This window comes from Bacillus sp. FSL L8-0152, from assembly GCF_038006365.1.
In the GTDB taxonomy this organism is placed as follows: Bacteria; Bacillota; Bacilli; order Bacillales; family Bacillaceae_G; genus Bacillus_A; species Bacillus_A cereus.
In genome coordinates this window covers 2,078,857-2,092,298 of the sequence record NZ_JBBOVB010000001.1, presented here as the reverse complement: position 1 = coordinate 2,092,298, position 13,442 = coordinate 2,078,857, and the positions used below count along the sequence as shown (strand labels likewise).

Here is a 13,442-nt window from a genome sequence, read left to right as displayed (position 1 = left end):
GTTGATTAAAAAAGTGATAATAGATACATTTCAATAATCATTAATAAAACTCCTTGTATTATTCAATTGCAAATAAAAAAGACGTAACTACAAATAGTTACGCCTTCCCCATTATTTATCTAGGCTTTTTCTTCCCAGTAAATGCTGGTTTCTTTTTCTTAGGTGCTGGTGGCTTCGATTCTACAAATGTTCCTTTGAACATTTCTTGCTTCGTAAATACGATGCCTAGTTTTTTCGCAAATTGTAGTAATTTGCGCTCTTCTTGTGGAGTTACAAGAGATACGACAGTTCCTTCTTTACCCATACGTCCAGTACGTCCTGAGCGGTGAATGTATTGGTCTACTGTGTCTGGTAATTCTAAGTGAATTACATGTGTTAAATCATCAATATCAATACCGCGTGCTGCAATATCAGTAGCAAGTAGGATTTCTAATTTTCCACCGCGGAAAGCACGCATCGTTGCTTCACGCTCTTGTTTACTTGCTTCTGCATGAAGAGCCGCTGCTTTCATTTTACGGAATTTCAATTTCTGAGTAATTTCATCTAAACGGAATGGATCGTTTAAGAAAGCAACTGCTTTTACATCGCCCATATGCATAATTCTTCTTACGTAATCATTTTTTTCGCGTCGCTCACAAATGATATACGTATGCTCAACTAAGCTTTTTGATTCTGCACGTGTTACACGTACTAATTGTGGTTCAACTGCTAAATCACGTGCCGCATCTTCTGCCGCTTTTGTCATTGTCGCCGAGAAGAATACTAATTGACGATCGCGCATCGTTGATTTAATTACATCTTGCACTGCACCCATCATTTTTTGCTTTACAATTTGATCAAACTCATCAAATACAATTGTTTTTACTTCATGCATTTTTAGCTTTTTCATACGAATTAATTCTAAGATACGGCCTGGTGAACCGACAATTACTCTTGGGTGTTTCTTTAATTTTTCAACTTGGCGCTTAATATCTGCACCACCAATTAAAGATGCACCTGAAATTTCAGTTCCTGCTGTAAATTTTTGAACCTCTTCATGAATTTGCATTACAAGTTCACGCGTTGGAGCTAAAATAACAACTTGTGGCTGTTTTACTTCAGGATTAATTTTATGTAAAAGGGGTAATAAGTACGCTAATGTTTTTCCTGTTCCAGTTGGAGATTCAGCTATAACGTCTTGTCCTTCTAAAATAGTTGGAATCGCTTGTTTTTGAATTTCAGTTAATTCTTTAAAACCAGCCTTCTCCCAAGCTTCTTGTAAAAATGGTTGCATATCTTTTATCATTTGTTTTTCTCCTTTATCTCTATTTTTGAAGAAAATGCTGTATTGTTCGCACCGTTTCTATCATGTGTGAAATAACAGCTATTAAATCATCAACATGGTCTTCTGTAATCGCTTTTTGAAATAGAACCTCTACCTTATTATGATATGAAATCGCTTGCTTATTATATTCGTATGAAACTTTCTGCATAATCATTCTTTCTTTTCCCCATATAGAACGCATTAAAGTTTCAATTTCTTCGCATCCTACTTCTGGTTGTTCTAACGGGAATGAAAATGCTAGCTTCATTTCACAACCTGGTGTAAACTGAGGCACTTCTAGTATTTCACCAGACAAGTTCTTTGCATCCACAGATAATGAAAATGTTGCTTCTACTAATGGTTCGAACGGTTCTGTTAATTGAAATGAGATATGATATATACGACTTAATGAGGCAAGGTCCATCATATCTTTTCGATCTGTTACAAGAATATCTCCATGTAGATCAAAATCATACACAGCACCTTCTACGATTACTTTTAAATTGTCAAAAGCAGTTGGATCAAACATAATTTCCTCCAAAAAACAGGCGCCTTTCGATGGAAAGGCGCCACTTGATGTATATATAGTTTACAGATAAACGAGATGAATTACAACCTTTTAGAATAAACCTACTGCTTTTCCATCTTCATTTACATCCATTTGAAGTGCTGCTGGTTGTTTTGGAAGACCTGGCATTGTTAACATTGTACCTGTTAACGCAACGATAAAGCCTGCACCTATAGATGGTTTTAACTCACGAATTGTAACGATAAAGTCAGATGGACGACCTAATTTTGTTGCATCGTCAGAAAGAGAGTATTGTGTTTTCGCCATACAAACTGGTAGGTTACTCCAACCTTCTCCTTCATATTGAGCTAATTGCTTACGTGCTTTCGGAGCAAATTCAATATCTTTTGCGCCATACACTTTTTGAGCAATTGTACGAATTTTTTCTTCTAATGGTAATTCTAATTCATAAAGTGGTGCGTAGTTGTTTTCACCTTTTTCGATTTCTTTTAGTACTTTTTCAGCAAGGTCAACTCCGCCTTGGCCACCCTTCTCCCAAACTTCTGTTAAGGATACTGCATAGCCACGCTCATTACACCACTCTTGTAAGTATGTAACTTCTGCATCTGTATCTGTAATGAATTTATTAATTGCAATTACGAAAGGCACACCAAAGCTTTGAATTGTTTCAACATGCTTCTGTAAGTTTTCCATACCTTTTGCTAATGCATCTACATTTTCTTCTTTTAATTGATCTTTTGCTACGCCACCATGCATTTTAAGCGCACGAATCGTCGCAACAATAACAACTGCTTCTGGTTTAATGCCAGCTGCACGAGCTTTAATATCTAAAAACTTCTCAGCGCCTAAATCAGCACCAAATCCAGCTTCTGTAATAACATAATCACCTAATTTTGCTGCCATTGTCGTAGCGATAACACTGTTACAACCGTGAGCAATATTCGCAAATGGTCCGCCATGAATAATAGCTGGTGTATTTTCTAATGTTTGTACTAAGTTTGGTTTTAATGCGTCTTTTAATAATAGCGTTAACGCACCTTCTACACCTAAATCTTTAACCGTTACAGGTTGATTTGCAAAGTTATAAGCAACTACGATGCGAGATAGACGCGCTTTTAAGTCTTGAATATCTGTTGCAAGGCAGAATACGGCCATAATTTCAGATGCGACTGTAATGTCAAAACCGTCTTCACGTGGTACACCTTGTACAGGTCCACCAAGACCAATTACTACGTTACGAAGGGCACGATCATTTAAGTCAACACAGCGTTTCCAAACAATTTTACGCGTATCAATTCCAAGTGTGTTTCCTTGTTGGATATGATTATCAATAAACGCTGCTAATGCGTTATTGGCAGTTGTGATCGCATGGATATCTCCAGTAAAGTGAAGGTTAATGTCTTCCATTGGTACGACTTGTGAAAAACCGCCACCTGCTGCTCCACCTTTTAATCCCATCGTCGGTCCAAGAGATGGTTCACGAAGTGCAATTACTGTTTTCTTACCAATTTTGTTAAAAGCTTGACCTAAACCAACTGTTACTGTTGATTTACCTTCTCCAGCTGGAGTTGGGTTAATTGCTGTTACTAAAACAACTTTACCGTCTTTCTCATCTTGTAAGCGCTTAAAAATATCAAGAGATAACTTACCTTTATAATGCCCGTATGGCTCTAATTCATCTTCTAAAATATTTAAATCAGCTGCAATTTCTTGAATCTTCTTCATACTCGCTTCTTGTGCGATTTCAATATCGGATTTCACTGTTGTAGTAGTTGTCATATACCCTAGTCCCCCTTTAATTGGTTCTGATGATATTGTATCAGTTTTTTGTATTTTCTGCACTTATTTACCTCCTAAAAATTCTTTCATTTCTTTATACGTTTTTTAGCATAAATACCCATAAGAATGTTAACGATTGTTGTAACTCTGTAGGTAGTTGACCTAACATCTTCTCATTTACTCCGCGCTTATATACGCCGATGCCATCTATAACTTTAAAACCTTGTTCTTTCGCTAACTGTTCAAATTCCCAAGGCATCATCGTATTACAAACAACGTCTTTTCCATACAAGCGAGGATAACTGTTCTCTCGTGGCTTTGCTGTCGGTCCTAAAATTGCAATACATGCATATCCATCTTTCTTTAACACACGCTTTATTTCATTTAACGCTCGTAATGGCTCTTCCGTCCATTCTAAAGAATTAATTGCCATAATTGATTCAAATTGCTCATTTTCAAATGGTAATGCAGAAAGATCTCCTTTTATAAAAGATAAATTTGGTCCTTCTCCGCGCTCCTTACCTTTTTGAATCATCACTTCCGATAAATCTACTCCCACTGCTTTATAGCCTGCGCTACTTAATTTATATGTACCGTACCCATCACCACAACCAACATCGAGCACTTGTGCTTCTTTCTTTACGTATTGTTCAAAAAACGGAATAATTGTGCTCCTACTCCCGCTATCCCACATTTCCTGACTATTTTTATTCCAAAACTCCGCACTACTATCCCATTTCTTCTCTGCTGATTCATGCCAATTAAATGTTGTCATACATTCCCCTACCTTCACGTATTATCATTCATTTCATTCTACATCATTTTCCAAAATTCCTGTTTTATCCTGCTTGCAGTAAGACACCTACCTCAGAATTCAATGGATGCGGACCAGTTAATGGGAGAGAACTGCTCATAAAAATCCAATTGTTGCTGGCTGATAATCAGTCGTGATGGAAAAAATCCCGCACTTTATCTTCAATAGGAAATGGATATGTTAACGATGGAATACGTATTCTCCAATTTTTGCTTTACTTGGGTTTAACTCATACTCATGTTCTTCTCTTTATGAAAGATACTATAGATACACCCAATTGAAAGAGAGGGATGTACATGCGAAGAAAGAGAAATCATCATTTTAAAAGTGGTGAAAAAAACGAAGAGTATGCTGCTGAAATATCACCAGCTGGCATTCCAATTAGACATAAGCGTAAAGAAATTGCAAATGAGATAGAAGGTACAAATACCGGCGCAATGGTAGGCTATGTCGCTTTATTTCTTTCGTTATTCTCCATTGCTTTTTATCCAGTTACGCTCGGCTCCCTAGCAATTTTAGTTGGCCTATTAGCTGTCAATTTCGGAGCAAGAACACTTGGATATACAGCAATTGGTTTTGGTAGTTTTTCTGTTTTATTTACTTTACTTTATCCGCTTGCTTTGTCAGCGTTTTAAAAAAACACACCAAGTTATACTTGGTGTGTTCATTCATGATACAACATAATATGACCGCATCCACAACAATGTTTCGCTGTAATTTCTTGAAACACTGGATAATTTTCTTCATCCCTATGCTCAATAAATACTTTTTCAAACCGATACATGTTTGGTGCATATGCCCAATCTTGTTTCGTACGTGCATATAATGTTGAGGAAAAAAACTCCTCACCACCGCAAACGATACATGTGTTCTTCATCGCTATCCCTCCTATGCTTGTCTTACTTCATCTATATGAACATAAGCATAAAAAAAAGACCTTCTATTACTAGAAAGTCTTCTCTGAAACAAAAAGAAATGTACCAAACATTCCTACTCCGCTATATTCTTTTGAAACACCAGCTTCTGTTTTAAATGTTTGCTTTACAGTCATAAAGAATACACCATTTCGTGCATCTGTACTTTCAAATTGTAGTTTTTCTTTTTTACCATCTACATTTTGCGTGCATTCAAAACTACTCTCATTACAATTCAACGCATACTTATCCTCTACATACACTTTAAAATCTGATTCTTTCGGACAAGTTATAAGTAATATTGCCACGAGAATAATACTTACAATACCCACAATTGTATAATATTTCTTCATTTGTACTCCTTTCAAATGACAAGAAAACTTGACTTCATGCGCCAAGTTTTCTTAGTCAACAACCCATTGCCACTCTTGTTCTTTCTTATCAAAAATGAGCCAACCTGTTTCTGTTGCTTCCTCTTTCAATTCATCGATATTATCTAGCACCTCATCCGTACTTTCATACGAACCAACTACATATACCGGAATTTCAAGACCTCTTCTTGACTCAATCTTCCCTGCTAGATCTATGTAAAGACCATCTTCCATTAGTGGAATAAGTCCCATAATCAATTCTTTTGAAATTGCCGGGAAAATTTTTGATTTTTGGAAGAAAGAAAAACGTTTCTTACCGAAAGCACCGAGTTTATACGGAATGACTTTACTTAACATTCCTACAAAATCGGCAATTCTACGATAATACACTTTGTTGTACCATCCGTCATCATGTGAAAAATAAACAAATCTATTTTTCAGTAACGGAAAGAATGTTCTTGCAAGTGGTTCTTTTTTGTGAGCCAAATATAATAATTCTGCAATTTCTTTCGGCTCTAATTCATCTAAATCGCTTGCATCATCAAAATCTACCCAACAAAATTCATCAAATTCATCAATCTCTGCTTGAATTAACTTATGTATATTTTCTTCCTCAACATATTCAAATAAAGTATGATAATGAAAATCCGTCCATTCAAAGTTGTGCTTCAAAAGCAACACTTGATGAAGCGGTGAAGGGATGTTACTCGCAAACTCTTTAAACGTAATTCCTGATGTAATAAAACAATGACCTCGACGATTACCATTAATATATATCATATTCTTTACTTGGTCAGATCCTCCAGACAAAGCACCTAGCCACCTTCGTTTTATATGTTTCAATTCTATAGCATATTTTAACATGAAAAATTTTAGAAACATAGAAAAAACTTCAAAAACTATTTACAATTTCATGTGTTTTATTACATAGTGATTACAAGAAAAAACGCCTGCTCATAAGCAGGCGTTTTTAAAGGATTTCATCAGGGTTTTGAGGATGATGATTTCCCTCTTTCTTTTCTTCTTTTTGGAACATCGATTGAATTTTATCAATTGTTTGTGGAGCTAATTCAATCATTTTTTCTGCTAAATGTGTCGCATTTTGTAAATGAAGAATATTTACTCCATCTTTATTCACCACAAGAAATGCTACTGGTGTAATCGAAACACCACCCGCGCTACCGCCACCAAATGCAGGGTTACCGTTCGCTCTTTGTCCATCATTCGTTTGGAAATCAGAACCTCCTGCTCCAAAACCGAACGCTACTTTAGAAACCGTTAACACCACACCACCGTCAGCCGTTTGAACAGGCTCTCCAACAATCGTATTTACATCAACCATTTCTTTTAAATTTTCCATTGCTGCTTTCATTAACCCTTGAATTGGATGATCCACCGTTCATAACCTCCTTTGTCATATCTTTCCTAGTTTTTCCGAAAGTTTGTGAACTAAACATAAAATTTTATATTGATTTCAAAAAACTTAAGTTGTAATATTTAGAAAAATAAAAAAGAGGTCGATTCTTTATGATGCGAAAATTAACAAAGAAAGATCATGAACAAGTATTCGCTTACCTAAAAGAAGAAGCAGCCATTAACTTGTTTATTATTGGAGATATTGAAGCTTTCGGTTATGACACAGATTTCCAAGAATTATGGGGAGTATTTAAAGAGAATGGGACATTAAAATCAATTCTACTCCGATTCCACGATTCATTTATACCATATAGTAAAGAAGACTTTGTTACCCTAGATTATGAGGCACTTCTTTCCGCATATAAACCGCTTAAACTCTCTGGCAAGTCAACTATTGTAGAAAGATTTGAAACTTCTCCAAGTCTACAATTAGGCGCCAAAAATGAAATGTATTTTTGCGAATGTCTAAATGACAACAACTTACCTAGCACGCCTATCCAAGAAACAATTAAACTTGCCACACTAGATGATGTAGAGCGAATTATGCAATTGCGAGGTAACATTGCTGAATTTCCAGTTGCTAATGAATCAGAGAAAATATTAAGACAAGCTCTCAAAACAAATACAGGACGCACATATTATATTGAAAAAGACGGTGCTATTATTGCATCCGCCTCTACTTCCGCTGAAAATTCATTATCCGCTATGGTAGTTGGTGTATGTACACACCCAAATTATCGCGGAAATGGATATGCTTCACTCATATTGCAAAAAATGATTCAAGACTTTACGAAAGAAGGCCGAACGCTTTGTTTGTTTTATAACAATCCAGCTGCTGGACGTATTTACAAACGATTAGGGTTTAAAGATATTGGGATGTGGACTATGTATCGATAATTAAAAGCCGATTTAAAATCGGCTTTTATACATACTGTGCTATTCCAGCTTCAAAGGCTTTCTTATCATTATTTAGTACACCAAATAATGCTTCTTGAAGAGCAAATGTACTTTTGTAAAAATACATTCGTTCCCTTACTGCTTCTAAATTAGGATAATGTGCTGCAAATAGTTGTAAAAACTCTCCTCCATAACTAGCTAATATACCTGCAAAATCATAAGCAGGATCTCCAATGCTCGCACCACCAAAATCTATGACCCCTGAAATATCCTTTTTTGTTGCACTATATAAGATGTTTGTCATGCCAAAATCCCCATGAACAAGACTCGGTGTAAAATTAAAATGGCTCTCTTCATTTAAATACGTTTCAAAAGATAATGAAACTTCTCTTTTTGCCTCTTCTCTCATGTATGGATAAACATAATCTTTTAATTGACTATATAAACTATTTGTTTCTGCATATATATCAGCACTATCATTTTGCATAATACCTTCAAATGTGGATAACGGAATTTCATGCAATTCTTTTAAAAATCCCGCCAATGTGCACGCAAGTTTCTGTAATTGCTTTTCATCATTTATTCCCGTAAAAGTATTTTTCCAAAACGGTTCCCCTTCAATCATTTCATATCCTGCAAATACTTTTCCTAGCACTTCATCTTGCAATCTTTGATAACTTGGATCAGGAATTTGGATCGTAATAAATGGTCGTATTTTCTCCAGTAACTTTGTTTCTACTCGAAGTTTTTGAATACCTTTTTCATATTTCGGAAAACGAAATACTATATTATCATTTATAATTAAAACATCATTATTTTGGCCAATTTCATTTACATGTGCCGATTTTATTTGTAGTTCAGGATACACACTTTGTAAATACGCTACATACTCATTTTCTTTTCTCATGCTTTCTCGCTTCCCTCATTCAGACTATTATACTCACTTCAAAGTCATAATTACCTGCCTTTCAACAAACCCAAACTCTTCGTACATCTCTTTTGCAAAATTCCCAGTAAATACATTCAGACTAATTTCTGAATATTCCTCCTTTAATTCCTTAATACCAGCTTCCATCAGTTCTCGCGATAATCCTCTCCCGCGATATTCTGGGAAAACGTACAATTCATATATAAATCCAAGTTTTTCACGAGAAAAATAGTCTGTATTTTCCCCTATTAATATCCATCCCATTACTTTATTTGCTTCTTTAACGATTAAATAATATGCTCCTTTTTCTACAATCGGCTTTGTAATTTCAATCGCTTTCTCGGTACTTAATTGACAATTCCCTCTCGTCCCTTCAAAAAGCGATTGCGCCGCATATTTTAATATTTCATTGGTATCTTCTTGATTCGCCTTAATTATCATTTTTCACAACTCCCCTTGAATAATAGGCATTACTATCCCTTGTTCAAGATTCTCCGCTTCCATAACAATTGCCGTTAATCCTTGTTCTGTACTTGTTTCATGGAGCTCTCCCTTCTCCCAAAACACAGCTTGTCCCGCCTCTACCTTTATCTTTTTTTTATTTGCCCCACATACATATCCTGCTCCGTCCACAATAAGAAGCAGTTGAGATACAACTGCTTCATGACATCCGATTATTCCATTGGCTTGTAAATGCATAGCACCGATATGTACATTTCCTTGATGGTTTACTATTTTCGACATTATGAAATTAGATTGAAATACTGATATGTGCTTTCCTACTTTTTCACTAAAATCAAAAATTTTCATTGCTAGTCCTCCTTATACGTATAAAACCATCCTTACTGTCTGCATCATATGTCCTTCAAAGTCTTCTTCAAATTGCTCTAATTCAGCAAAACCTTTCGCTTCATAAAAGCGTTTTCCTTTTTCATTTGCTGCTTCTACATGTATGTACAATTTACGTATCCCATTTAATTCCTTAATCCCTCTTTGTAATAAAGCACTTCCGATCCCTTTTCCTTGCTGATCTGGTAACAAATAAATCGCACCTAATTCCGCTTCATTTTGTAGTCTAACAGGTGAAAAGTTAGCAAATCCTATTACTTCTCCCTCTTCTTCCGCAACGAATAAATGTGTATTTTTAAGACGATATTTCATTTTTTCATCAGAATATGCCTCGTCTAAAAAACTGTCTTGAATTTCTCTTGGAATAATGCCTTCATATGTATCATGCCAAGCTATTTTTGCTACTGATTGTACAGCGTGAATGTCTTCTTGCTTCATTTCTCTAATTACATATGTCATCTCGATGTCTCCATTCTCTTTAAATTATATTCTGCTAATATACTAGAAGAAATGGCAGAACCATTTTTATAATTCACCTTAATTAATTTTAATTTCTCAATTGAAGCTGTTGCAAAATCAAATTTTTCATAAATATATTCCATTACACTTAAAAACTGCTTAGTATGTAATCTATTTGCAATCGTACAATGCGGAACCCATTTTCCCGGTACGTAATATGAATTTGGATTGTCATGAAAATTTTTAAAATAATCATGATAAGAATGATGAAGTTTTAACAATTCATCGGTAACAATCGGTGCTAGAAAGACCGTTCCATTAGTAGGAAAAATTCCAACAGAAGGAAAAGTTACTGCGTCCATATTTTCTTGAATAGCTACAAACTCCCCTAGTTTCTCCGTATACAAATGAACATCTAACTCATTATAATCCGCAATCGTGATATGAGGTTCTACTCCAGCTAATTGATTTGTTCCCATTATATTCGTTAATTCATTTTGCAGTTCTGTAATTTTATTAGTAAATACACGATCAAATGTAGCAATAATAGCGTACAATCTTTCTCACCCCTTCGTTACACATAGTGCTTCCCATTCTTCACGAATCATTCCCATTCGAATAGAATCATAGTATGTTCCTTTATAATAACGACACTTTCGCATTCTACCTTCTAAGCTCATTCCTATTTTCTCCGCTACTTTCATCATTCGTTCATTGCCAGACCAAGTCGTGATTCCTACTCTACCAATCTCCATTTTTTCAAATAGCAAATCTCTATATAATGTCAATGTTTCTGTACCGTATCCACCATTCCAGTATGTTGGATCATAAATCACAAGCCCCATCTCTAACCAACGCGTCGGTTTATATTCCCAATAAAACCCGACTGTCCCAATGATTTGACCGTTATTTTCTATAATTAAATTTGACAGTGGTTCTTCTTTCAAACGAGTTTGCATCTTCTCTTTATAGGAAGAGTATTCTTGCATTGAGAACGGGAAATATGGCGCATCCCATTTCTTCCATTCTGGGCTTTCTTCTTTAAATATGATATTCCATAATGTTTCTATATCCGATTCTTCTATTGTACGAATTGTAACTTTCTTCCCCTTTAATACAACGTTTTGCATAATTCCCTCCTGCATTCACCTTTATTTCATATATAATTATAATATTTTTTCAGAAAAATCAAAACTAATATCATATATTATATTGTATAATTTTGTTATAAGATACCAATTATTGATTTAGAAAGCTGGTGATTCAATGAATAATCAATTTAGTATTGCTTTATTTCTCACTATTATTACGACAAATATTATTCTATATTTCTTCTTACCATCAAATATTGTTACGAAATGGGACTTCAATGGAACGCCTACATCAACAATGGATAAAAGCACTTTTGTAATCGTAAATATAATTATATGTTCCTTCTTATTCTTTGTATTTTTAGCTTTATCTAAAGCAGCGAGTAACCAGAAATTTCTCCATTGGATCGGCAATACAATGTTACTATTCTTATTTTTTGTCGATATTGTCATTGCCCTCATCGCTCTTGACTTTTCACTTCCTCCTGATCATTTCATATTTTTAGCATTAGGGCTTTTATTTATATTAATAGGTTATTTCAGTTCCAAAATTGATACGACTAAATCAACCGTTTCATTAGAATGGAATGATAAGCACCTCGAAAAAAGAGCTTCAAATATTAGTAGTATTTCAATGATGATAGCAGGGATTTTTTTAGCGATACTTCCTTTTAGCGTTTCTGCTCCCTATAGAGGTTATGGCATACTAGCAATTCTTTTAGGAATGACGCTTATCATTCTACCGAGTACGATTTATTTACTTATTAAAGACAGCAGGCAGTCCACTAATTTAAAAGGTTAATTGAAGTACGAAGGCGCAAAATAGGCAATAAAAAATAGGAGGTTACATCCCTCCTATTTCAGCTCAAGCAAAATGCCTTTCTCTATCCACCCCTCTACACCATCTTTTTTAATTAAATCATATCCTGAACAACTACCATCAATGAGAGAAACGATCTCTCCTTTTCTAACGCTTATTTGCGCACAAGAAATATCAGTTTTCACTGTATATTCACCTGACTCAAGTTGTTTCATGTATTCATTTTTTACAGTGAGTAATTTATTTGTTTCCTTTTGCTTACATATTGTGTAATCTTGCATCTTCTCGATAGGCTCTATGTAATAATACGGATATGTCACTCCGCCCTGCATTTCTGAATTCGCATTAAAATCCGCTATTACTTCGTACCCTGGAAAATAGTCTACATATGTATAAGAAAACGTATCGCCCGTTTGTTTCCTCTGAATGATAAATGCATTTAATTGTCCTGCTTCTTTAATTGCATTTCCTCCATCTATTGCAATAATTTTTTTCTCCTCATCAATAACTGGATTGTTAGACGGTGCTTCTTCAGAATAGTTCACGACAGGCCAATGACCAACTATTACATATTTATTTGCTTTATGTGATTTATTAAAAAACTCTGGCATTGCTATCGCATTTTTGCGCTCTGTTTCTTTCCAATCTACTCTATCTTCTAGCCCGGCATGCACAAAAATATAATCTTCTGTTTCAATCGCTGTCGGTAACTCCGTTAGCCAATGTATTTCTTGTGAAAATTCACTTTGCAATGCTTCTCTCACTTCACGAATTGAAGTGCCTTCATGAACTGAAAAATCCAATTGCTCTAGCCATTCATTAAAAATCGAATGCTTTCTCGTACATAAATAATTAATAAGACGAGGATTTTCATTTAGAAGAGCATCAACTAAAACTTCACAATTTCCTTCAACAACGTGAACCTTTGAATTGTTCTTTACAAGATTCATAACATAGTTTACTACGCCTACGCTATCTCGTCCTTTCTCGCAAAGATCTCCATTAATAATTAAATAATCTTCATCTTTAAAGTTAACTTTATGTAGTGCTTCTTTTAAAAGATTTAATTCTCCATGAATATCAGATATGACGATAACTCTAGCATCATTAGGGATTGATAGTTTCTTTATTTTCTTCAAGTATAAGCGCTCCAATCATTCTCTTTATTAAATTAAAATAATTCGACAAAATACACTATATAACCTTTTCAAATACATATACCATAACTTACAACCTATTTACGGTTTAATAATAACTTAAAAAATAAGAAGA

General features: G+C 34.8%; 18 protein-coding genes. 3 read left to right on the top strand and 15 right to left on the bottom strand.

The window, feature by feature from the left end:
* Window positions 1–115 precede the first annotated feature (115 nt).
* The 4 genes from MHH27_RS10690 to MHH27_RS10675 all read right to left on the bottom strand — a co-directional run bounded on the left by MHH27_RS10690 (window position 116) and on the right by MHH27_RS10675 (window position 4,386).
* Window positions 116–1,285, bottom strand: a complete 1,170-nt coding sequence (locus MHH27_RS10690; RefSeq protein WP_000588597.1) for a DEAD/DEAH box helicase — start codon at window positions 1,283–1,285, stop codon at window positions 116–118.
* Between the two features lie 19 nt (window positions 1,286–1,304).
* Entirely contained in the window at window positions 1,305–1,832 is a 528-nt protein-coding gene (locus MHH27_RS10685; RefSeq protein ID WP_000460216.1) for a hypothetical protein, read from the bottom strand.
* Window positions 1,833–1,922: 90 nt separating this feature from the next.
* Window positions 1,923–3,611: a formate--tetrahydrofolate ligase gene (locus MHH27_RS10680; protein WP_014482011.1), complete on the bottom strand. Its 1,689-nt coding sequence runs from the start codon at window positions 3,609–3,611 to the stop codon at window positions 1,923–1,925.
* A gap of 94 nt (window positions 3,612–3,705) precedes the next feature.
* Window positions 3,706–4,386, bottom strand: coding sequence for a class I SAM-dependent methyltransferase (locus tag MHH27_RS10675; protein WP_000206577.1), 681 nt, complete (start codon window positions 4,384–4,386; stop codon window positions 3,706–3,708).
* Window positions 4,387–4,721: 335 nt separating this feature from the next.
* Between MHH27_RS10675 and MHH27_RS10670 the strand changes: the two genes are divergently transcribed.
* Window positions 4,722–5,060 (top strand): hypothetical protein, encoded by a 339-nt coding sequence (locus tag MHH27_RS10670; protein WP_001253201.1) that lies wholly within the window; start codon window positions 4,722–4,724, stop codon window positions 5,058–5,060.
* Window positions 5,061–5,089: 29 nt separating this feature from the next.
* Here the strand turns inward: MHH27_RS10670 and MHH27_RS10665 are convergent, their stop codons facing one another.
* The 4 genes from MHH27_RS10665 to ytfJ all read right to left on the bottom strand — a co-directional run bounded on the left by MHH27_RS10665 (window position 5,090) and on the right by ytfJ (window position 7,106).
* On the bottom strand, window positions 5,090–5,302 hold the full coding sequence (locus tag MHH27_RS10665; protein ID WP_000798747.1) for a hypothetical protein: 213 nt from the start codon (window positions 5,300–5,302) through the stop codon (window positions 5,090–5,092).
* Window positions 5,303–5,371: 69 nt separating this feature from the next.
* Window positions 5,372–5,692 carry a hypothetical protein gene (locus tag MHH27_RS10660; RefSeq protein WP_000761184.1) on the bottom strand — a complete coding sequence of 107 codons (321 nt, stop codon included), beginning with the start codon at window positions 5,690–5,692 and terminating at the stop codon, window positions 5,372–5,374.
* Between the two features lie 51 nt (window positions 5,693–5,743).
* Complete coding sequence (locus tag MHH27_RS10655; RefSeq protein ID WP_000014087.1) at window positions 5,744–6,520, bottom strand: oxalate:formate antiporter; 777 nt, start codon at window positions 6,518–6,520, stop codon at window positions 5,744–5,746.
* A 160-nt stretch (window positions 6,521–6,680) separates the two neighbouring features.
* A complete protein-coding gene (ytfJ, locus tag MHH27_RS10650; RefSeq protein ID WP_000349991.1) occupies window positions 6,681–7,106 on the bottom strand; it encodes a GerW family sporulation protein in 426 nt (141 codons plus the stop codon).
* A 131-nt stretch (window positions 7,107–7,237) separates the two neighbouring features.
* On the opposite strand from ytfJ, the gene MHH27_RS10645 reads away from it, so the two are divergent.
* Window positions 7,238–8,023, top strand: coding sequence for a GNAT family N-acetyltransferase (locus MHH27_RS10645; RefSeq protein ID WP_098250463.1), 786 nt, complete (start codon window positions 7,238–7,240; stop codon window positions 8,021–8,023).
* Window positions 8,024–8,048: 25 nt separating this feature from the next.
* On the opposite strand, the gene MHH27_RS10640 is transcribed toward MHH27_RS10645, so the two are convergent.
* The 6 genes from MHH27_RS10640 to MHH27_RS10615 are packed head-to-tail and all read right to left on the bottom strand — an operon-like array spanning window position 8,049 to window position 11,389.
* Window positions 8,049–8,930 (bottom strand): phosphotransferase family protein, encoded by an 882-nt coding sequence (locus tag MHH27_RS10640; protein WP_098127110.1) that lies wholly within the window; start codon window positions 8,928–8,930, stop codon window positions 8,049–8,051.
* Window positions 8,931–8,963: 33 nt separating this feature from the next.
* Window positions 8,964–9,392 (bottom strand): GNAT family N-acetyltransferase, encoded by a 429-nt coding sequence (locus tag MHH27_RS10635; RefSeq protein WP_098250462.1) that lies wholly within the window; start codon window positions 9,390–9,392, stop codon window positions 8,964–8,966.
* Window positions 9,393–9,395: 3 nt separating this feature from the next.
* Window positions 9,396–9,761 carry a cupin gene (locus MHH27_RS10630; protein WP_098250461.1) on the bottom strand — a complete coding sequence of 122 codons (366 nt, stop codon included), beginning with the start codon at window positions 9,759–9,761 and terminating at the stop codon, window positions 9,396–9,398.
* 12 nt (window positions 9,762–9,773) lie between these two features.
* Complete coding sequence (locus MHH27_RS10625; protein ID WP_000222825.1) at window positions 9,774–10,259, bottom strand: GNAT family N-acetyltransferase; 486 nt, start codon at window positions 10,257–10,259, stop codon at window positions 9,774–9,776.
* The gene (locus MHH27_RS10620; RefSeq protein ID WP_023521767.1) at window positions 10,256–10,816 is read right to left on the bottom strand and encodes a 2'-5' RNA ligase family protein; all 561 of its coding nucleotides are present in this window, start codon (window positions 10,814–10,816) and stop codon (window positions 10,256–10,258) included. Before MHH27_RS10620 ends, MHH27_RS10625 begins: the two co-directional genes overlap by 4 nt.
* A gap of 6 nt (window positions 10,817–10,822) precedes the next feature.
* On the bottom strand, window positions 10,823–11,389 hold the full coding sequence (locus MHH27_RS10615) for a GNAT family N-acetyltransferase (protein ID WP_001181849.1): 567 nt from the start codon (window positions 11,387–11,389) through the stop codon (window positions 10,823–10,825).
* Window positions 11,390–11,525: 136 nt separating this feature from the next.
* On the opposite strand from MHH27_RS10615, the gene MHH27_RS10610 reads away from it, so the two are divergent.
* Window positions 11,526–12,152, top strand: coding sequence for a DUF1648 domain-containing protein (locus tag MHH27_RS10610; RefSeq protein WP_340942460.1), 627 nt, complete (start codon window positions 11,526–11,528; stop codon window positions 12,150–12,152).
* A gap of 53 nt (window positions 12,153–12,205) precedes the next feature.
* Here MHH27_RS10610 and MHH27_RS10605 read toward each other — a convergent pair whose 3' ends face one another.
* Window positions 12,206–13,309, bottom strand: coding sequence for a metallophosphoesterase (locus tag MHH27_RS10605; RefSeq protein WP_053564674.1), 1,104 nt, complete (start codon window positions 13,307–13,309; stop codon window positions 12,206–12,208).
* Window positions 13,310–13,442: the final 133 nt, after the last annotated feature.

What these genes read in the sequence shown, in the direction of transcription:
- MHH27_RS10670 (WP_001253201.1), top strand. Translation starts at nt 4,722, where the DNA reads ATGCGAAGAAAGAGAAATCATCATTTTAAAAGTGGTGAAAAAAACGAA.
- MHH27_RS10630 (WP_098250461.1), bottom strand. Translation starts at nt 9,761, where the DNA reads ATGAAAATTTTTGATTTTAGTGAAAAAGTAGGAAAGCACATATCAGTA.
- MHH27_RS10610 (WP_340942460.1), top strand. Translation starts at nt 11,526, where the DNA reads ATGAATAATCAATTTAGTATTGCTTTATTTCTCACTATTATTACGACA.
- MHH27_RS10675 (WP_000206577.1), bottom strand. Translation starts at nt 4,386, where the DNA reads ATGACAACATTTAATTGGCATGAATCAGCAGAGAAGAAATGGGATAGT.
- MHH27_RS10665 (WP_000798747.1), bottom strand. Translation starts at nt 5,302, where the DNA reads ATGAAGAACACATGTATCGTTTGCGGTGGTGAGGAGTTTTTTTCCTCA.
- MHH27_RS10625 (WP_000222825.1), bottom strand. Translation starts at nt 10,259, where the DNA reads ATGACATATGTAATTAGAGAAATGAAGCAAGAAGACATTCACGCTGTA.
- MHH27_RS10635 (WP_098250462.1), bottom strand. Translation starts at nt 9,392, where the DNA reads ATGATAATTAAGGCGAATCAAGAAGATACCAATGAAATATTAAAATAT.
- MHH27_RS10680 (WP_014482011.1), bottom strand. Translation starts at nt 3,611, where the DNA reads ATGACAACTACTACAACAGTGAAATCCGATATTGAAATCGCACAAGAA.
- MHH27_RS10645 (WP_098250463.1), top strand. Translation starts at nt 7,238, where the DNA reads ATGATGCGAAAATTAACAAAGAAAGATCATGAACAAGTATTCGCTTAC.
- MHH27_RS10640 (WP_098127110.1), bottom strand. Translation starts at nt 8,930, where the DNA reads ATGAGAAAAGAAAATGAGTATGTAGCGTATTTACAAAGTGTGTATCCT.
- MHH27_RS10685 (WP_000460216.1), bottom strand. Translation starts at nt 1,832, where the DNA reads ATGTTTGATCCAACTGCTTTTGACAATTTAAAAGTAATCGTAGAAGGT.
- MHH27_RS10660 (WP_000761184.1), bottom strand. Translation starts at nt 5,692, where the DNA reads ATGAAGAAATATTATACAATTGTGGGTATTGTAAGTATTATTCTCGTG.
- MHH27_RS10690 (WP_000588597.1), bottom strand. Translation starts at nt 1,285, where the DNA reads ATGATAAAAGATATGCAACCATTTTTACAAGAAGCTTGGGAGAAGGCT.
- MHH27_RS10615 (WP_001181849.1), bottom strand. Translation starts at nt 11,389, where the DNA reads ATGCAAAACGTTGTATTAAAGGGGAAGAAAGTTACAATTCGTACAATA.